General features: G+C 71.6%; 16 protein-coding genes and 1 pseudogene. 11 read left to right on the top strand and 6 right to left on the bottom strand.

Going from position 1 to position 18,472, the window contains the following annotated elements:
- A pseudogene (locus tag ACIBEC_RS20155) lies at nucleotides 1-275 on the bottom strand (hypothetical protein); the annotation flags it as partial.
- A gap of 122 nt (nucleotides 276-397) precedes the next feature.
- Here ACIBEC_RS20155 and ACIBEC_RS20150 point away from each other — a divergent pair.
- The 4 genes from ACIBEC_RS20150 to ACIBEC_RS20135 all read left to right on the top strand — a co-directional run bounded on the left by ACIBEC_RS20150 (nucleotide 398) and on the right by ACIBEC_RS20135 (nucleotide 6,537).
- The gene (locus ACIBEC_RS20150) at nucleotides 398-1,069 is read left to right on the top strand and encodes a hypothetical protein (protein WP_396288236.1); all 672 of its coding nucleotides are present in this window, start codon (nucleotides 398-400) and stop codon (nucleotides 1,067-1,069) included.
- Nucleotides 1,070-1,398: 329 nt separating this feature from the next.
- Entirely contained in the window at nucleotides 1,399-4,092 is a 2,694-nt protein-coding gene (locus tag ACIBEC_RS20145; RefSeq protein ID WP_396288235.1) for a hypothetical protein, read from the top strand.
- Entirely contained in the window at nucleotides 4,079-5,845 is a 1,767-nt protein-coding gene (locus tag ACIBEC_RS20140; protein ID WP_396288234.1) for a hypothetical protein, read from the top strand. The genes ACIBEC_RS20145 and ACIBEC_RS20140 overlap by 14 nt, the downstream gene beginning before the upstream one ends.
- Before the next feature lie 263 nt (nucleotides 5,846-6,108).
- On the top strand, nucleotides 6,109-6,537 hold the full coding sequence (locus tag ACIBEC_RS20135) for a hypothetical protein (protein WP_396288233.1): 429 nt from the start codon (nucleotides 6,109-6,111) through the stop codon (nucleotides 6,535-6,537).
- Between the two features lie 315 nt (nucleotides 6,538-6,852).
- Here the strand turns inward: ACIBEC_RS20135 and ACIBEC_RS20130 are convergent, their stop codons facing one another.
- The 5 genes from ACIBEC_RS20130 to ACIBEC_RS20110 all read right to left on the bottom strand — a co-directional run bounded on the left by ACIBEC_RS20130 (nucleotide 6,853) and on the right by ACIBEC_RS20110 (nucleotide 13,434).
- The gene (locus tag ACIBEC_RS20130) at nucleotides 6,853-7,872 is read right to left on the bottom strand and encodes a hypothetical protein (protein ID WP_396288232.1); all 1,020 of its coding nucleotides are present in this window, start codon (nucleotides 7,870-7,872) and stop codon (nucleotides 6,853-6,855) included.
- Nucleotides 7,869-8,306 carry a hypothetical protein gene (locus ACIBEC_RS20125; RefSeq protein ID WP_396288231.1) on the bottom strand — a complete coding sequence of 146 codons (438 nt, stop codon included), beginning with the start codon at nucleotides 8,304-8,306 and terminating at the stop codon, nucleotides 7,869-7,871. Before ACIBEC_RS20125 ends, ACIBEC_RS20130 begins: the two co-directional genes overlap by 4 nt.
- A 348-nt stretch (nucleotides 8,307-8,654) precedes the next feature.
- Nucleotides 8,655-9,533 (bottom strand): M48 family metalloprotease, encoded by an 879-nt coding sequence (locus ACIBEC_RS20120; protein ID WP_396288230.1) that lies wholly within the window; start codon nucleotides 9,531-9,533, stop codon nucleotides 8,655-8,657.
- 57 nt (nucleotides 9,534-9,590) lie between these two features.
- The gene (locus tag ACIBEC_RS20115; RefSeq protein WP_396288229.1) at nucleotides 9,591-11,459 is read right to left on the bottom strand and encodes an ATP-dependent helicase; all 1,869 of its coding nucleotides are present in this window, start codon (nucleotides 11,457-11,459) and stop codon (nucleotides 9,591-9,593) included.
- On the bottom strand, nucleotides 11,446-13,434 hold the full coding sequence (locus ACIBEC_RS20110; RefSeq protein WP_396288228.1) for an ATP-dependent nuclease: 1,989 nt from the start codon (nucleotides 13,432-13,434) through the stop codon (nucleotides 11,446-11,448). Before ACIBEC_RS20110 ends, ACIBEC_RS20115 begins: the two co-directional genes overlap by 14 nt.
- Before the next feature lie 222 nt (nucleotides 13,435-13,656).
- Between ACIBEC_RS20110 and ACIBEC_RS20105 the strand changes: the two genes are divergently transcribed.
- The 7 genes from ACIBEC_RS20105 to ACIBEC_RS20075 all read left to right on the top strand — a co-directional run bounded on the left by ACIBEC_RS20105 (nucleotide 13,657) and on the right by ACIBEC_RS20075 (nucleotide 18,453).
- Nucleotides 13,657-13,791, top strand: a complete 135-nt coding sequence (locus tag ACIBEC_RS20105) for a hypothetical protein (RefSeq protein WP_396288227.1) — start codon at nucleotides 13,657-13,659, stop codon at nucleotides 13,789-13,791.
- Nucleotides 13,792-14,073: 282 nt separating this feature from the next.
- The gene (locus ACIBEC_RS20100) at nucleotides 14,074-14,538 is read left to right on the top strand and encodes a DUF4262 domain-containing protein (RefSeq protein ID WP_396288226.1); all 465 of its coding nucleotides are present in this window, start codon (nucleotides 14,074-14,076) and stop codon (nucleotides 14,536-14,538) included.
- 28 nt (nucleotides 14,539-14,566) lie between these two features.
- Nucleotides 14,567-15,070: a hypothetical protein gene (locus ACIBEC_RS20095; RefSeq protein ID WP_396288225.1), complete on the top strand. Its 504-nt coding sequence runs from the start codon at nucleotides 14,567-14,569 to the stop codon at nucleotides 15,068-15,070.
- A 71-nt stretch (nucleotides 15,071-15,141) separates the two neighbouring features.
- Entirely contained in the window at nucleotides 15,142-15,312 is a 171-nt protein-coding gene (locus tag ACIBEC_RS20090; RefSeq protein WP_396288224.1) for a hypothetical protein, read from the top strand.
- Nucleotides 15,313-15,393: 81 nt separating this feature from the next.
- Nucleotides 15,394-15,582 (top strand): hypothetical protein, encoded by a 189-nt coding sequence (locus ACIBEC_RS20085; RefSeq protein WP_396288223.1) that lies wholly within the window; start codon nucleotides 15,394-15,396, stop codon nucleotides 15,580-15,582.
- A gap of 98 nt (nucleotides 15,583-15,680) precedes the next feature.
- Nucleotides 15,681-16,250, top strand: coding sequence for a hypothetical protein (locus ACIBEC_RS20080; RefSeq protein ID WP_396288222.1), 570 nt, complete (start codon nucleotides 15,681-15,683; stop codon nucleotides 16,248-16,250).
- 127 nt (nucleotides 16,251-16,377) lie between these two features.
- Nucleotides 16,378-18,453, top strand: a complete 2,076-nt coding sequence (locus tag ACIBEC_RS20075; protein ID WP_396288221.1) for an N-6 DNA methylase — start codon at nucleotides 16,378-16,380, stop codon at nucleotides 18,451-18,453.
- The last annotated feature ends 19 nt before the right edge of the window (nucleotides 18,454-18,472 follow it).

The raw sequence follows: 18,472 nt of genomic DNA, 5'->3' as shown, positions 1-18,472 counted from the left end.
ATCATGGACCGCACGGTGGGGTCGAAGTCCGCCAGTTCCATGCGTTCCCAGATACCGTCCGTGGCCACCGCTCCCTGGCCAGTGCTGATCGCGGCATACACCCCGAGGTCGAGTCGCTCGCCGCGGTGGGTGAGGTGGCGCCGCCAGGGTTGTGCGCGGACCAGTTCATGGACGTCGACGTCGGTGACGGGCATCCACTGTGCCGGTCGCCCTTCCTCGGACCGCAGTCCGATCTCTACGCCATCGAGCAGTTGGTGCGCCCTCGTTCGTGTCACCGTTTCATGCTGGCAGAGCCGGTTCTGCTCTGTGCCGTGCTTTGCCGAATCCACGGTGCAGGGCTCTGCCTTTCTCGGCCTACGCACGCAGAAGGTGCCCTCAGCGGCCCTAGAATCCGGGCATGAACGCCAAGACCGCCCACACCATCAGCCCGTCGGCCGAGGAGGCGTGGCGGCTGGTCGGCCACTTCCTCCATGGGCTGTCGCATGAGCTCCCCCTCCCCGAGCAGTGGCGTCTGCGCGATCACGAGGCGTCGCAGTGCCGCGAGCGGGTGTGGTCGCTGCCCACCGAGAACGGGAACGACGCGCAGGTCGCGTTGTGGCTGCGGCTGTCCGACACCGAGGTGCCCTGTGACGATCCCGGGTGCGCGGCACGCGAGATGTACCTGACGAGCGACGGCACCGACAGCGTGCCAGCGTCCGGCCCGCTGCCCGCGTTCGCCCGGCGCGACGGCCTGGGGTACTTCGAGTACCGGACGCATCCGCACCACAACGGGTGGGCCTGCGACGTCGACCCGGTCTCGGTGACATGGATGTCGACGGCGCTGGCCCTGTACGGCGGGTACATGCGGATCAACTGGTTCGACATGGGCGGTGCGGACTCGATGGCAGCGGGGCACTCCCTGTGGGAGGTCTCCGCCCACCAGGTCCGTGAGATCAGCCGCTGGACGGCCATCGCCGGGCCCGACGGCGTCCGTGACGAGGGGCCGACCAACCCGGGCGCCACGCCAGTGCTACCGCTCCCGCCCGAGGTCGAGGCCAAGCTCAAGGCGGCCGCGGAAGCCCGCCGCTGACGCGGCCCCGGCGGGCGGTGCGTCACGCGTCGAGGGCTCCGGTCAGGGCCGTGCCCTGGGCCTGCTTGCGAGTCGGCTGTCGCCGTCTGCGGCGGACTTGGCGTACCGCGGCCTTGGGCGGCTGGCTGCCCGGTAGCATCAGGGGAAACGCACCTCACCGTGACGTGCCTTGCCCGGGCCCACCTCCGGGCCGTGGCGAATCCAGCTGCCGCTGGAGGGTGATGCAGTGGTGATGCTTGGCGCTTCCAATCATCGTGTGACCGCCCCTGTACGCGCTCTGGCTCCTGTCGTGGTGGGGCGGCACGGACCGGAAGCGCGCAGGAGCTGTCGTGTCACCGAAGCACAACACGCATCCCACCAACCGCCGGCAGATCGCCAAGGCCCTCGACGCGCAGACGCGGATGGGCTACCAACGTGCTCTGCAGCGCGTCGTCGACGCCGCCGAGAAGGGGCTGCTGCCCGAGGTTCTGGACGAGGCCGGCCGCGCCGAGGCCGTGCGCCTCCTCGCCGAGCAGGTCGCGCTCGCGCCAGATCCGGGCCCCTTCCTCGCGAAGGACTACCTGAAGGCCCTCGTCGAAGAGTTCCGCCGCCTGGGCTGGGGCGCGGGCGATGAGACCGAATTGGAGTGCTTCGGCCTGACCGCGTACGCCGGGCCCGTCGCCGGGCTGAGCCTGTCGGTGGGGCGCGCCGACGACGCGGACGACGGCGCCGAGCGCGACCCGGACGACCCCGAGCAGTGCGATCTGGCCAAGCCGCTCTACCTGATGGCGATGTGCCCGGCCGGGAACGCCACCGTGGACGACTTCGAGGACGGTCTCGCCGACTGCTCCACCGAGCCGGTCCGGGCCACCGCGCAGCGCCTGGACGCCGAGCTCGGCCGGACCCGGCTGGCCAGAGTGCGGGGCATGGAGGAGCACTCCACCACGCCATGCCCGATCTGCGGCGACCGCTACCCCGCGCATCACCTGCTGGGGAACTCGCCCAGCGCCACGCCGGTGTGCCCCGCGTGCATCTTCGACGGCGACCAGCACTACCGCACCGACCTGCCCTACCTCGCTGTGGGTCTCGACCGGCTCCTTCACGAGGACCTGTCCGCCCCGGCGGGATGGGACGCGGTCGCGGCCGTCCTCGCGCTGACCTGCGGGGCCAACCTGCGCGCCCGGCTCGACCGTACGCTGCGGGAGCGTGGCGGCTGGCCGTTCGTGATGGAACGCTGGGGCGAGCCGCTGACCCGCTCCTGGATCTGGCTGCCGCCGCCCGCCGACCGTCACCCGATGTTCCGGCACCTGGGCGCCGGCGCGACTCTGGCCGCGCTCGTCGACGCCGTCGACCGCCACGACCCCACCGCCCGCGCCGCGGCGAAGACCCTGTGTCGCGAGGTGGGGGTGCGCTGGAGGGACCCACTGTGGCCAGCCGCCATCGCCTACACCGTGGCCCTGACCACCCAGGCCTGCGAGCGGGACCGTCACCGCACCCCCTACCACCTCGTCTACTCCCTCGGCGACGGCCTCGCACAGACCATGAAGCCGTTCACGGTCACCGGGGACGCCTCCAACGTCGAGAGCGGCCTCGCGGCACTCCTCCAGCACCAGCTGCTGCCGATGCTGCTCGGGCACAGCCTGGACGAGGAACCCGACGACCCGCGGCGCCGCTACGGCGCGCAGGACGACGACGAGCGCCCCTCCGCCGCTGGCGCGGACGCGCGGATCAGCCACAGCATCGACCGGGCGAACCAGGTCGCCGTCATCCTGGGCACGCTCCCCTTCGCATCCCCCGGTGTCCCCGCCTGGGACGGCGCGCCGGTCACCGGAGCTGACGCCGAGGGCCTGGGCAGCACCGCCCCGGCCGGCGAGCCGTGCGCGGCGCTGCGGGCCGAGGCCCGGCAGCAGGCCGCCGAAACGCTCTACGACGCGGGCGGCCCCGGGCTGGTCGACGCCGACCACGCCTGGACCCGCGACGGCTGGTGGATCCCCTCGGACCACAGCCAGCACGCACTGCGCCAGGCGCAGCAGTTCCTCGCCACCCGGACCCGGGTCCTGGCCCTGTGGTACGGGCCCGGCGCCCAGTTCCCCGAGCCGGTGCAGGTCTGCGTCGAGGTCACCGACGTCCACCCGCGCAGCACCGGCCCGGTGGACGTGCCCTGGCTGAGTGTGTGGGACGGCCACTCCTTCTTCGGGATGACGCTGTCCGACCTCGCGCTGGTGCGCCGCGCCGAACCCGGTGAGGAACTCACCCAGGTCTGGCCGGCCCACGACGATGGCGCTGCCGGCCACCGGGGCGCTGCCGACGTGCCCGCCGGCGAGTCCGGCGCGGCGGACGGGACGCTGCCGACGGCCGAGGAGCTGTCCTTGCTGACCGACCGGTTCCTGCACCTGGCCGGTCACCGGCTCGGCGAGGGCTGGCAGAGCGTGGACGAGAAGGCGTACGCGGCCCACCAACGCCTGGAGAAAGCCCTGGAAGCGGAGTACACCGGCTTCGCGGCCACGTCCGTCAAGGTCTGGATCAACCTGTTCGACACCACTCACCCCTGCCCCGGCGGCCCGGGCCAGCCTCTCCCCCCGTACGCGCTGACCGGCAAGCCCTACGAGGTGGAGTTCGCCGTTCACGCCCACGCCCCGTCCTGCGGCTGCGGACAGGAGTACGGATTCGGCGAGTTCTCCGACCGCGTCTGCCAGCTCCTGATCGTCCTGTGCCTGTACGGCGGGCTGATCGAGGCCCACCCCATGGTCGAAACCACCGGCACGCCCGAGGACGGCCGGGCCGCGCTGCGGGACATCACCTGGGAGGTCGACGGACCCGACGGCTACGACTTCCGGGAGGTCCAGCGCCGGGTGATCCGCGACGTCGTCAACGCCGACTCGCCCCTGAACACCGACACCAACCCGGCCTACATCCCGCCGTACATGGCCGCGGACGGCTGGTACCTGCCCGAAGGCGGCACCTCGATGATGTTCCACGGACGCCGGGACGGCGACGAGGACAACAACGAGCTGAAGGAGCGGGAAGTCAATGGCCCGGCGTGACCTCGGTGTACTGGCGCACGCCGACCTGGAGCGGCTGGGGATGGCGCTCCCGGCGGTGACCGGGGCCACGCTGGGCCTGGTGCGCTCGGGCGGGGGCGGGAAGTGGCATGTCCCCACCGAGAAGAAGACGTGGTCGGAGCACTGCCAGCATGCCGCGCGGGCGGCGTGCGAACCGAAGGAGCTGGTGCTGCTGGACGTGCTGGACCAGGTCTGCGCCCGCTGCGCCGGGCTGCTGCCCGGACGGCTACCGGACGCGGTGGTCGCCCTGTGGCGGGCGTGCTCCCTCACGGTGGCTGCGGACCGGTTCGTCGGCTCGCTGCGTGAGGACACCGGGGCGCGGACGTGGCTCGGGTACGCCATCGCGCTGGACCGCTCGCCGCGCAAGAACGACGCCCGGGTGCGGGAGCTGCTGCGGCCGGTGCTTTCGGGCGACGAGTTCGGCGCGCAGGCGTGGAAGGCCATGGCTGGCTGGTCGCAGGTGCTGGAGCGGGCCGAGGAGCAGCTGGCCGTGTACCGGGAGGCGGCGCCGCCGGCGGTGGCGAGCGTGACGGTCGGCGCGGCGCTGGACGCGGTCGGCCGCGAGCCGGCCGTGCACGAGCAGGCCCGGGTGCTGGAGCAGGCCGTCGGCGGGGACCGGCGGTGGACGGAGGTCGGGGTGTGGGACTGCGTCCGCCTGTCGTGGGCACACGCCCGCGAGCAGGGACGGTGCCCTGTCCAGGCCCAGGATCTGGCCCGGCGGGCGCTGTTCGAGCGGTGGGGGCGGCAGCGGGTGGTCGACGTGTCCGCGCTGCCCTCCCCCGCGCTCACCCCGGTCGGCTCCTGCTCCAGCCCGGCCCAGTGGGCGCAGCAGGAGTACCGGCAGCTGTGGGCCGCGTTCGTGGAGCGGTGGTGCGGCCGGCTGGAGGAGGAGTTCGCCTCCCAGAGCGCGGTCGGGGAGGACGAACAGTTGCTGATGGTGGCCGACTGGCCGCTGACCCAACGCGGCGACCTCGCCTACCTCTCGCAGTTCCGGCAGGTCGGGCCGGCGGTACCCGCCGGGCTCCGCGAGGAGGCGTACGGGCGGAACCGGAAGCGGCACGCCGTGGTGCTGGCGGTGCCCCGGTACGCGGTCGAGCACGCCGTCGCGCACGAGGACCGGCCGCGCTGGGGCCAGACCACGGTGCTGACCGCCGGCGACGCCCTGGACGCCGCCGTGCCGGAGACCGCGGACGCGGCGGCCGAGTCGGCCGCGCTCGGGATGCTGCGCACCGTGTACCCGTACCTGCCCGAGGACGTCGCCGCGGACGGGAAGCGGCCTCAGGCCTCGGCACAGGTCCGCTCGGCGCGCGCCGACCAGCGCGCCGCCCGCCCCGACATCTCCGACAGCCACTGGGCGCAGCAGCGCGAACGCGATGCCCGGCGGCAGTGGCGGAACGCGTTCGGCGAGGGCGTGTGGGCGTGGGTGCCGGACGACACCGCGACCGGCCCGGCCGCGGCTCAGCTGCAGGACCTGGCCGAGCACCACTACTCCTGGATGGTCGTGCGCCTTGACGTCGAGGCCGGGCCGCGCACCGACAAGGCACTGGTGAGCCTGTACGGCCTGCTGACCGGCTGGGACGCACGCCGCCGCGTGCTCACCTTCACCCCACAGCACGGCCACCGGCCCATCCAGGTCCCGGTGCACCGGATCACCGCGATGACCGGGGACCGTGAGCGGCGCGGCCAGCGCGAAGCCCCGATGTGGGAGCCGTACACAGCGCCGCGCCGGTGGTGATCCCGCCGGGCCGTACCGGTCCGGCTCCGGTATGGCGGAGCCGGACGGCGGGCAGCGAGCCGGACCGGGAGAGCACGGCGGCCGGTTGGTGCCGCGTCGGGGCAGCCGTCCGGCCCGCGTGGGTTGTGTGGGAGCACGCTGCGTGGGGCGGGGCGGCTCCCCGCCCCGCCCGGGGGACGCTGATCCCCGACGGCGGCCTGCCCTTGGCTCGGTAGACTCGCCGGGAGCCGAATGCGCAGGACAGAGGGCTACAAGGGGGTGTGGTGGACAACGCGTTGGTGATCGCGCCGGACGGATCGGTGAGCAGCACGGTCCTGCCCTCGGATGCCGAGAGGTGGCGTGCCGCGATCGGGGAGTTGGTGGGCGGCGGCGCGGACCAGGGCCGTTATCACCCCGAGGTGCTGCTGCACGTGCGCGGCAATGGCAGTCCGGAGCCGAACCTGACCGCCTGGGCGCTGGCGTCGACCTGGCGCAACCTTCAGATTTCCTACCTTTTGTACGGGACTGTCGTCGTGACCGGTCCCGCGGCGGGCGCGGAACTGCCGGCGAACGTGGCCGCACAGGTGCGGGCGGCGGGCGACGCGGTGACAGCGATCATGGACGAGTGGCGGAGCCGTCGGCCGGTCTCCAATGACGCCGCGGTGGCCCAGCTCCTGGCCGGGGTCCGGCACAGCATCGCCAGCCTGGCCTGACGGCCCTCCGGGCCGGCATACGGCACGGCCGCCCGAGGACGATCTCCCACCCAGGCCGCCCGCAGCCACCGTGCGCTCTTACCGCTCGCCACAGGACCCGATCCGGCGACGCGCCGGCGCGGATCTCCGTACCGCCAGGACCGCCGCGCCCGTGATGGCGCCCCGCGCCCGGCAAGGGCGAATCCCGTGGTCGCGCCCCTGCTCCCCACCCAGGCGGTTGCCCGGCCTGGGGTGTTCCGGCCTCAGACTGCACACCGCCTTGGGCGGCCGCGGCCTCATCTGTCGCCCGTACTCGCCGTCGGGGCCGATCACCGATCACGCCGTGCGGTCGCCGCGGGCCACCAGCAGCCGGTCTCTGGCGGGCGCGGGGCGGGTGAAGTCTCCGCGGGGGAAGCCCTCGATCCAGATGGGCCGGTGCTCGTCGACGCTGGCGTAGTAGTGGTCGCGCCAGTGGCCGCGGACCCAGTGGCCGGCCAGCGTGCGGCCTTCGGCGGCGGCGCGTGCGGCGGAGAGCTCGTGAGCGGCGGCCTCGGGACGACGCAGGGCGATGCGCCGGAAGCTCTCCTGGCGGATCTTGGCACTGCGGGCGACGGCGCGTACGGACTGGTGGATCTTCGGGGAGTCCTCGCGGGTCAGAGGCTGCCGGGCGAGCGCGGAGAGGGCTCGCAGCATGGAGACGCCGTGCGTGCCCGCATCCGCGGGGGCGTCCCACGGCACGATGTAGGCGAGGTGGGGGTAGAGCGCGGTGAGCTGCACCGTGACGCCGTTGATCTCGTAGGCGCCGGGCGGCTGCCGGATCCAGGTGAAGGCGTTGATGCCGTTGTCGCAGCTGGCCCAGGTGATGGCACTGACGGGCGGCTGGTCGGGGCGTGACCACTCGAAGGCGGCCGACGGGACAGGCTTGGCGAAGAGGAGGACGCCGATGGGGGCCAGGAACTCGTCGCGCCGGACGTGCTGACGGGGGAAGGTCTGGGCGGCGGCTGTGACCATGTCGCACATGGGTGCGTCCGCGTAGACGGTGTCTGCGTTCTGCCAGACCGTCAGCGGGTCCGGTTCGTCCGCGGCAAGGAGCGCCATCCGTTCAGCGAGTGAGGCGGACGGCCACTGCTCGGGCCATGCCGCCTCCCCGTAGGCGATCCCGTCCGCGGCCAGGTAGCGGGGCCACTGATCAGAGCCGAACCACCCCGTCAGGCCGGCTTTGAGCCGGATCGCATCGACCTGCGTCAGTGGGCGGGAGGCATGCGCGTGGAGCCGAGCGCGAAGAGCGGGGGCGGCGGCGCCGGAACCCGGTGCCCGCACTCCGGCCTTCTTGGTGTGGGAGCGGCGCGCCGTCATGATGCGCTGCCCGTGCCGTCCGGGGCGTCGGGCCGGTTCGTGCTCCGGTCGCGGGGCGGGCGCCCCAGGGCCTGCTCCACGTCCGCGACCTCGGTGCGGCCGTAGGCGATGCGGGCCCCGGAGATGGACATGCTGGCGGCGCCGGCGAGGTCGGCGAGCACGTAGGGGCGGGGGCGGGTGAACTCCCTTCCATAGGCGATCAGTCGGCGGATCTCGGCCTCGGCCTGCTCCTTGCGGTAGCGGGCGATGCCAATGGCGGACAGCAGCGGCTCGTTCTCCTCGCTGTCCGCGTCGGCGGCGGCCTCAAGGCTTTGGATCATCTCCTCCCGCCGGGCGTGGATGGACTCGCATACGTCGCTGTAGATGTCGTCGGGCACTTCTCCTGGGCTGGGCATCGGATGGCAGATCGCGGCGATGTCGCTGAATACGCTCATGCCGTCCATCATGCCAGATTTTGCAGTGAGTGCAATCAATTGCACTCACTGCAGAATCTGCTCGGGTGTGGCGTCTCCTGCCCACGGCGAGCGTGCGGGGTCGGGTGCGGGAGATCGCCGTGCAGCGACAACCCCTTCGGGCGAGGGGCATCGAAAACGGCCCTGCCGGGTCGTCGTGTTGCTCAACCGGTGGCCGAGCAGTCAGCCATCGACGGCAGCAACGCCTCGCCCGTCACAGCGCTGATCCGTCGCCAGATCGCTGCGAACATCCCCGCCCGCTCTTCCCGTCGGGCGCAGCGTGAGTTTCGGCGGGGTCTGGCCAGGAGGCTGTTCGTGAAGCTGGCCAGGTTAGGTGGCAACCGGGGTGTGCAGTGGGTGAGCGCTTCTTCCGGACTCGTCACGTAGGGGAACGCGCTCGACGCAGAGGACCCGCAGACGGAGCGGAGGGTGTGTGCGCATGCCGCGCACGGCCGCCCAGGCCCTGGGCAGAAGAGGGCCGGTCCGGTCGCGGGCCAGGTCGTCGCGCCACATGTCGGCCACTGCGGTCCGGCCGCAGACGCGGGCCGCCGCGAGGTCGCAGGCCAGTTCGCCCCACCAGGAGTACATGACGGCAAGCGTCCCTGAGGCGGCTGTGGCCAGGGCGAAGGCTGGCAGGGGCAGCAGGCCGGCGGCCAGGGCGACCGCCGCGACGGCGGCGGACTCGGCGGCGATGCGCTTGCCTGTGTCGCGGCGCTGGAGGTGAGCGAGCTCGTGCTCCAGGACCGCGGGGAGGTGGTGAGTGTGTCGGGGGTGGAGCCACCGCATGCCGAGCCACACGTGCCCCTGGCGGCCTCGGCCGGTGGAGCGGGCGTCGGCCCAGCTGGAGGTCTCGCTGGAGGTGGCCAGGGTGACCTTCTTCAGTCCGCGCTCGGCGGTAGTGCGGCGTACATGCTCGGAGGTCTGCCGCATCCTTTCGGCGATGTGGCGGAAGGTGTCACTGTCGGACGGGAGGGGCTTGCGGCCTGCGTGTACCTGCCAGGTCAATGCCTGGGCCGACGGTCCCATGGCGATGGCCGACTTCTGCCGGGCTCGGCCCTGCAGCGCCCATAGTCCCCCGGCCGCCGCCGCGACGCCGACAGCGATACCGGCAGCCGGTCCGCGCAGCTGTGCCATGGTGGCCTCGCTGACGATCGCCGTCGCCGCCATGGCCTGCACGGCGTAGCGCTGAAGCATGTCCCCCAGTGTCATGCCGATCACCGTAGTCGGGGGCGGAGTGACGGACCGGGGCCGGGTGCGCCCGCCTGGTCAGGTCTCTTCTTCGGGGAAGAGGCGCCGTACCATCTCGATCACGAAGGCTGAGGGTCCAAAGGACATCCAGTATCCGTTCTTGGTCTCGTACCCGGGGCCGACGATCATGGTCACGGTCGATTCGGCACGGGTGAGGGCAACGTAGAAGGTGCGCCTTTGCTCCTCGAGCTCCGCTTCCGTGGGCTTCCGCCACTGGTTCCCGCTGGGGACATCGCGCGGGATGAGGCCTTGGAGGAGGCCCGGCAGAATCACCGTGTCGAACTCTCGGCCCTTGGCCGCGTGGTAGGTGGCGAGCAGGACCTTTCCGACGACTTCCTCGCCGCGCGCGAGGTCCTGCAGCACAAGATCCTTGGAACGGCACAGAGCGGCCAGGCCGTCGAGGCTGCTCGTGTTGTCCTGGTCAGGGTGTCCTGCGGCTACTTCGTCGAGAGCCACGCCGGCGCGCAGCTGCTCCAGCCAGGCGTGGGCCGGGGCGTCGGCGGGGTAGAGCTCCGCGGGGTCGAGGCACTGTTGCAGAGCTCTCGGCAGGAGGAGCCGTGAGGGAGGAGGGGCGAGCTGGGCCTCGGTGCGCAGTGTGGTGAGGGCGCGTGCGAGGGAGGCAAGGGACGGTGCTTGGGCACGGCGCAGCATGTCGGCGCGGTCGGCGCCGGATGCGGCGTGGATCTGGTAGTTGGTGACGGCGCGGGCGGCACAGCGCTGGATGAAGCGGGAGAGGCTGCCGGCGGGCAGCTTGTCGTCGCCCTCGTGCCGGAAGTCCAGCTCGCGTCGGGTGAGTTCACTGCGTACGTCGTCGAGCAGGCGGCCGCGAGCAGGGTAGAGGATGGCGATCCGCTCGGGGCTGATGCCGTTGCTCTGCGCCTGTTCGACGAGATCGCAGGTCACTCGGGCGTGGTCTTGGAGGCCTCCCTCGACCTGTTCGAGGTTGACGTCGCCGGGGGGTGCGCCTTCGCGGGCGAGGCGGCCCCGGGAATGTCCGAGGGCGGCTTCGGCGGCGGTGATGATGTCCTGGCCGCTGCGGTAGTTGACCTCGAGTTCGAGGTCGCGGAAGTCATCTCGGTCTGCCAGTTCGGTCAGGTACTTGGCGTCGGCGCCGGTGAAGCCGTAGACGGACTGGTCGGTGTCCCCGACGGCGAAGACGGTGATGCCGGCCAGGTCGCGCAGGGCGAGGACGAGCTCGTGAAGGACTCCGCCGAGGTCTTGGTACTCGTCGACGACGAGGTGGGGGAAGCGGGCGCGCAGGAGATCGCGGACATGTGCGTGCTCCCTGACGAGGTGCAGGGCCCGGATGACCATGGCCTCGAAGTCGATCTCGTCTCGGAGGACGAGTTGTTCGTCGTAGAGGCGTGCGGCCTGGACTTCCCGCGGGTCGAAGCTGTCCAGGGCTTCGTTGCAGGCAAGGGCTCTGCGGATCTTGGTGCTCTGGGGCACGCGGTGCTGGGCGAGGACCTCGCCGATGCCGACCTGGTCGAAGCAGCGCTGCAGGAGCGCCTCGATGGCCGCCTTGCTGAGGACTTGTCCCGCCTCGGGCGCCGGCTGCCCGGTCAGGTGTCCGAAGGCGCGCAGGATCTCGTTCAGGCAGAAGGCGTGCACGGTGGAGCAGGTGATCCGCCCCTCGGCGCGCACGCCGCTGCGGTGGACGCGGCGGCGGATCTCCTCGGCCGCCGGGTTGGTGTAGGTGATGCAGGCGACGCCGCGGAAGGAGGAGATCTGCGTCTGGAGGACGTAGGCGATCCGGGCGACGAGGGTGCGTGTCTTCCCGCTTCCGGGGCCGGCCCGCAGAACGACGTTGCCGTCGTGGAGAACGGCGGCCCGCTGCCTGGGGTGCAGACTGTCGAGCTCCGCGAGGAGGGTGTCACTGACCTGCATCGCTGCCCTGCCCGTTGACGTGCGGCGTCGTGGGGCCGGGGAACAGTGACGTTCCGCGGGCCGCAAGGCTGATGCGTTCCATGGCCAGGAAGATGTAGGAAGCCGTGCCAAGCCGGCGCAGGGCCTGCTCGTCGAGTGCAACGTTCCAGGGGGTCTGGGTTGCGGCTCGGATGCGTCCTTGCAGGTCGACCTGTGCGATGTGTGCGGCGAGGCGCTGTGCGAAGCGGCCCTTGCCGAGGGCGCCGATCCGCTTGAGCATCTTCTTCCGCAGCTCGGGGTCGACGGTCGTGTTCCGTTCGTTGGCGACCCCGCGGCTCACGTCGTCTCGCGCGGTGGTGTTGGCGTTCAGCTCCTCGAAGGCCTGGATGATCTCCTCGCCGAACAGGGAGCACAGGTCGGTCTCCAGGGTCTGGGCGCCGATGTAGATGCCGTGGGCCTGGAGTTCTGAGGCGAGGGGATCGCGGGTCGTTTGGTAGTCGGCGGCATCGGTTTCCGGGAGGAGGGCGATCTGGTCGAGGAGTGCCTTGCTGCGGGATGCCTCCGGGTGGAGTTTCGCGCCCCGCTTGAGGCCGGCTTCCCGCACACCGCGCTTGTCGAGGGCGGCGTCTCCGTCGGTGACGACCACATGGGGGGTGTCAAGGCCCTTCGGGCCCAGGAGCGCCCGGTAGGGCTTGAAGTCGGTGCCGTGGGCGCTGGCCACCACGGTGCCGTAGGCGTCGAGGTCGAAGGCGGCGGCTTCGGCCAGGGCGGGGAGGATGTACAGCTCGGCCAGTCCTTCGACCAGCACCACGGCGGAGGCGAAGAGGACCTCGGCACGGCTGACGTCGAGGTAGCGCTCCAGGTCCGCGGCTTCCTCGTCACTGACGGGGAGGGCGGCCGTGGTGGCGCCGGTCGTGCCGTTCTCCGTGGCGCGCAGCACGATGAAGGAGCGGACCGGGGCGACGGCGGCGATGTGCGGGCTGTGGGTGGTGAGGATGAGCGACGGCCCGGTGCGCAGCAGATACCCGAAGAGGTGCCGCTGGAGGGTGACGTGGAGGTGGGCCTCTGGCTCTTCCACGGCGACCAGGGTGGCGATGAACTCTTCGTCGAGTCGCTGCTGGCTGAGGGCCTCGAGGAGCAGGCCGAGGTAGATGACGTTGGCGCTGCCCAGGCTGGTGTCGGAGATGCTCCTGCGGCGGGCCGTGTCGAAGAACAGGCGTACGGCGCGGATCAGTTCGTCCGGCTTGGAGGAGGCGAAGCCGAGGGTGGGCTGGACGGCCAGGCGCGGCCCGAACATCTCTCCCAGCCGGTCCGTCAGGTGCCCCTCCAGCTTGGCGACGTTGTCGTCCTTGGTGAGCTGGTCGACTGCGGTGGCGATCGCCGAGGCGGTGGCTTCCAGGTTCGCCGGGTCCAAGGGAAGCCGTTCGAGGAGGTCCCGCATAGGGCTGCGCCGCCAGTTCTGCAGATCCCCCTCGGCGTCACGCAGGGCCGGCAGGACGCGCAGAGCCACCTCGCGGCGGATGGCCCGCACGTCGTTGGTCTCACGGTCGCCGGCGAAGACGACAACGTCGTAGTCCTTCGCGGTCAGCGGCCGGCCGGTGGGCTGCACCTGGGAGCCATCGGCGGTTGATACTTCCGTGCGCGGGGCGAAGCGGTAGGTCAGCCGCGCTACGTAGGGATCGAAGTCGACCGTGGCGCTGGACAGGATGCTCTTGGCGTCAGCGTCGTCGTCGAAGCCGCGCAGCTCGACCACGATGGTCACTTCTGCTCCGCCGGCGAGACCTGCGGGGTGCCCTTCCCAGATGTCTTCCTCACGCAGCATGCGCCGCGCGTCGGAGACCGACGGGTCGAGGACCAGGCGGATCGCTTCCAGCAGATTCGACTTGCCGACGCCGTTCTCGCCGACGATCACCGCGTGGGCGGGGAAGTCGTCGATGACCAGGTGCCGGAAGTTGCGGAAGTTACGTATCTCGATCCGCGAAATGTGCAGGCCCATTCGTCCCCTTGCCGATCTGGTGCGATGTAGGGATTCATCATTCCAGGGCGGTCCCGCCCGGGTTGGGGTTTCCCGGTGTCCGGTGGCCCTCCAGACCGCCTGATAGGTGATCTTCTCCGCTCCGTCGGCCCCGGCCACTGGCCGGGACGGGGATCGGAGCCCGCCGAGTCCGGCAGGGCCGGCCGTCAGGCCGCGGAGGTTCTGCGCGTCAGGGTCGGCGAGTTGGCAGGTGTTCAGCGCCTCGTACTCGCCCCGCGTCAGCGCGACCGGCGCACCCTGAGTGTCCAGGAGGTCGAGCGCGGAGGACGGCTTGTCGTCGCCGAGCCGATCCTGCCCGCCTGGATGACGGGGCGGTGAAGGGTGACGCCGTCGCCAATGACGTTGCGGACATGCATGTCGTGCTCCCTGCGGGATCTTCGGCAGTACTTGCCGAGTGATCTTCGCCTCCAACAGCCTTCCGGGCATGCAGCCGGGAGGATGGGCCACATCGCGGACATTTGCTTAAGTCTATGAATTGCAATAGCGTCTTGGCACCCGGCCGACCTCCGCATCCCTTGCAGGCGGGACGGCCCGGATCCGAACCCACCTCGCCGGCCCGGCGCAAGGCCCCGACGCCCGACCCTCCCGATTGGATGGACCGTGCCCTCGATCCCCGCGGACACCCGCAAGCAGATGGCCGCCTACCTGCAGCAACTGGCGGCCCGCATCAACGCGAACGGGTACGCGATCCCGTTCATCCCGGCCGACCCCGAGGCCGGCGAACCCTCGCTCGCCTACACGGTGGGACTACACGTCCGCCGAGGCTACGAACTGGCGGTCAGCGGGCTCGACTACGGGATGTCCTGCGCCGTACTCGACTCCCTGGCCGCGCGGCTGCTTGAGCAGCAGACTCCCCCGGCTCCGGCCATGGAGATCAAGGGTGCCACCGGGGGCGGCTACTCGCTGCGGCTAAGGCGGGCGGGCAGTCCGTTGCCCTTCGTCCTGGTTCGCACCGTCTACCGCCGCAACCCGCCCGTCTGGCAGGCAGTCTGGCCGGACCGGGAGGGCCGGTTCCCCGGCGACGCGGCGTGCACTCTCTCAACAGGGGCACAGCTCTCCCTCTAGAAGATTGCTTAACTCTGCGACTTCACATATGGTTGCGCTATCAGCCGCTCAGCGCGCCGACCACTACACCGTCGGTCTCCTCGTCATGAAGGGCACAGCGATGCGAATTTCGGAACTTCTCAAGCGACTTGAGGAGCAGCAGCAGCGCGTTGGGAACGTCGAAGTCGGCTCGCTCCTCTCCGGCGAGTGGGAGGGTGCCGAGGGTCCCGTCGTCGGCGTGAAGGCGGATCGTGGTCACCGCGGCACCGGCCCCGTCACGGTCCTGCTCGAAGGGCGCAACGACGACGAGGACACCCCGCAGGCGCACTCCGAGCACCCGCTGACGGTCCGCGACCTCATCGCCCGGCTCACCGCGCTGCTGGAGAGCACGGGAGACGTCGACGTCAAGCTCCTGATCACCGGGGAAGACCCCTACGGAGGCGAACTCGGCCCGATCACCGAGGTCAGCGCACTGCGCTGGGCCAGTACGACCCTCGACGGGGCCACCGACGCCTCGACCACCATCACGATCTCGGGGCCCATCGAGAGGTGACCGGCCCTCGGAGCCTCCACCGCCCCCGCACTGCCCCGCGTACCCGGGTCAGCCCGAACCTCGGAGCAGCCATGTCCATGCCTCAGCCCGCCCAAGATTCCACGAAGCGCCGACCGTTCCTGCCCCAGGACTTCGACGAACCCTGTGAGGGCTGCCTCGCCCCGGCCGGCTCGTACTGCCGCGCGGGATGCGACTGCGGCTACACCGCCGAAGACGCCCGGGCCGAGGCCGCTCGCGGGTAGTCGGCCATGCCCGGGCCGGTCATGAGCCGGTCCGGCGTCCCGCCGTCTTGCACCATCGTTACAACCCCGCACGGAGCCCTCATGCGCATGCTGCTCCCCGCCACCCGCCCGGGGCACCGGGGCGGGTGCGTCCGGGCCCGCCAAGGATGCACCTGTTTCTACTTCACCTTCGCCCGTGGCCGGGCCAAGCAGGCCGAACGACGGATCGCCCGCCGTATCGAGTCGCGCCGCTGGCGGGACGAAGCGGACGAAGCCGCGTTCAACACCTGACCGCTGCACAGCTCAGCCTGCCCCGCCCCGGGCCCCCTCCTCCCGCCGGGCTGCCCCCGGCTCGCACCGAGATCGGACTTTCCATGACGCACGACCCCATGCCCGCAAGCCCCCTCCACCGGTCCGCCGTCACGGGCTCCGCCGCACTGCGTGACGCGGCCGCCGAGATGGAACGCCGTCTGGAACTGACCGCCGACGACCCGCGGGTGACCAAGTCCTCCGTCCTGGGCTTCCTCCACGGCCGCGCCGACGACCTGGACAAGGGCCTGCCCGCGGGGTGGGCGACGGTCGACCTGGGCGCACTCGACGCGGTGCTCCTCGAGTCCCTGGGCCCCCACGGCCGCGACGAGATCTTCGGAGCGTGGAGCAGGGCAGCAGCCCAGCCGCCGACGCGGACGGAGACCGCCGGGCCTCCCGTCGGCCCCCGGATCGACGTGGTGGTGGATCGCGCCCCCGACGACGGCACCGAGGTCCACGTCTACATGGACGGCGCCCCCGCCCGCGCCGTCGTGCACACCATCGACCCGGGGCGCGGCGGGGCCGGCCACGAGTGGTGGAGCTCGGTGACGACGCTCGGGCCCGAGGTGCCGCAGGCGGTACGCGACAAGGTCGGCGAGTACGCGGACGGCTACCACGATCCCGAGGAGTGCGGGCGGTCGTGCGCGTGAGGTCCCGCCGGTCAGCCGGGTGCGGGGCGTGCCCCGCACCCGCCGGACCTGTCCCGATGTCCCCTTCGTTCCTGCCGGCCGCGCAGGGCCCTGCCCGGCCGTGTCGTCCCAGTTGGAGAGGTGTCCGTTGAACAGCAGCAAGCACGCCGAGTTGTCATCGCGGGTCTGGGCGGTGAGCGAGCTCCTGCGCGGCGACTTCAAGCAGTCGGAGTACGGCCGGGTGATCCTGCCCTTGCTGGTGCTGCGCCGCCTGGAGTGTGCCCTGGAGCCGACCAAGGACGCCGTCCTGTCCGCGGTCGCCGAGGGCACGCCGGACGGCGGGTTGAGAGCGATCACACGGGCCGGGTTCTACAACACCAGCCCGCTCACGCTGCGCACCATCGCGGGCGCGGGCGCGGGCGCGGACTGCGCCGAGCAGCTGCTCGCGTACTGCGGCGCGTTCTCGCCCGGGGCGCGAGAGGTGCTGGAGCGGTACGGCTTCGGCCCGCAGGTGGAACGACTGGCCGCGGCGGGACTGCTGCACCATGTCGTGGGGCGTTTCGCCGAGCTGGACCTCCGGCCGGCCGAGGAGGCCGCCGGGCGCGCGGCACCGGGCGAGGGCGCGGGGCCTCGTGAGGTCGTGTCGAACCACCAGATGGGCTACCTCTTCGAGGAGCTGATCCGGCGGTTCGCCGAGCAGTCCCACGACACGGCCGGGGAGCACTTCACACCGCCGGAGGTCGTCCGGCTGATGGTGAACCTCCTCGCTCCGGCCGACAGGCAGGCACCGGGCACGCCGGGAGCGCCCCGGACGGTCCTGGACCCGGCGTGCGGCACCGGCGGCATGCTCAGCGCCGCGCAGGAACAGCTGCTGCGTCTCGACCCCGGCCGCCCCGTCGAGGTGTTCGGGCAGGAACTGAACCCCGAGTCCTGGGCGATCTGCCGTTCCGACATGATGGTCAGGGGCCAGACCCCGGAGGCCATCGTGCTGGGCAACTCCCTGACGCAGGACGGCCATGCGGGCGCGACGTTCGACTACTTGCTGGCCAACCCGCCGTTCGGCGTCGACTGGCGCAAGGCCCAGGACGCCGTCGAGCGTGAGCACCGGGAGCTGGGCGAGCGCGGCCGGTTCGGCGCCGGGCTGCCCCGGGTCAACGACGGCGCGCTGCTCTTCCTCCAGCACATGATCGCCAAGATGAAGCCGGTCGACGCATCGGGGAGTGGCGGCAGCCGGATCGCGATTCTCTTCAACGGCTCGCCGCTGTTCTCGGGCCAGGCCGGGTCCGGGGAGTCCCGCATCCGGCAGTGGATCCTGGAGAACGACCTGCTGGAGGGCATCGTCGCGCTGCCCGACCAGCTCTTCTACAACACCGGCATCTCCACCTACGTGTGGGTGCTGACCAACCGCAAGGCCGCGGACCGGAAGGGCGGTGTCGTCCTGCTGGACGCCCGGGACCACTGGCGCAAGATGCGCAGGGCGCTGGGCGACAAGCGCAGGGAGCTCGGCGAGGAGCACATCGCGGCGCTGACCCGCCTGTACGCCGGGGCTCCGCCGGTCCCGCTGGCGCACGCTCCCGGCGGTGCCGCCGGCGCGGGGGACGGGAAGGTGAAGGTCTTCCGCAACGAGGACTTCGGCTACCGGCGGATCACGGTCGAGCGTCCGCTGCGGCTGCGCTTCGAAGCGACCGAGGCGTCGATCGCGCAGTTGGCGTCGGCGAAGCCGGTCCAGCGGACAACCGACGCGGCCGCGTTCGCCGAGGCGCTGCGCCCGCTGGCCGGTTCGGTGTGGGCGACGGCGGCGGATGCCCTCGACGCGCTCACCGCTGCGGTGGCCGCGGCTGGCCTGCTGCGTCCGTCGAGTGCCGTGTTCGTCCGGGCGCTGCGGGAGGCGTGGGGCGTGGCCGATCCCGAGGGCGAGATGCAGGGCTCGCCGGGCGGGCCGCTGCCGGACCCGGCGCTGAGGGACTTCGAGAACGTCCCGCTCGGCCAGGACCCGGAGGAGTACCTGCGGCGGGAGGTGCTGCCGTTCGTCCCCGACGCCTGGATCGACCACGCCAGGACGCAGACCGGCTACGAGATCCCCTTCACCCGGCACTTCTACGTCTACAAGCCGCCCCGGCCGCTGGAGGAGATCGACGCGGACCTGAAAGCGGTTCAGGCCGAGATCCAGGCACTCTGGGCCGCTCAGCCCTGGGCCCTCCCTGACGCCCATCAGATTCCTTAAGGCTTCGACTTCGCACGAG

The organism is Kitasatospora sp. NPDC051164, from assembly GCF_044455625.1.
Lineage (GTDB): Bacteria > Actinomycetota > Actinomycetes > Streptomycetales > Streptomycetaceae > Kitasatospora.
Note: the sequence above shows the minus strand (reverse complement) of the source record. Positions and strands in the feature narration are given on the sequence as shown.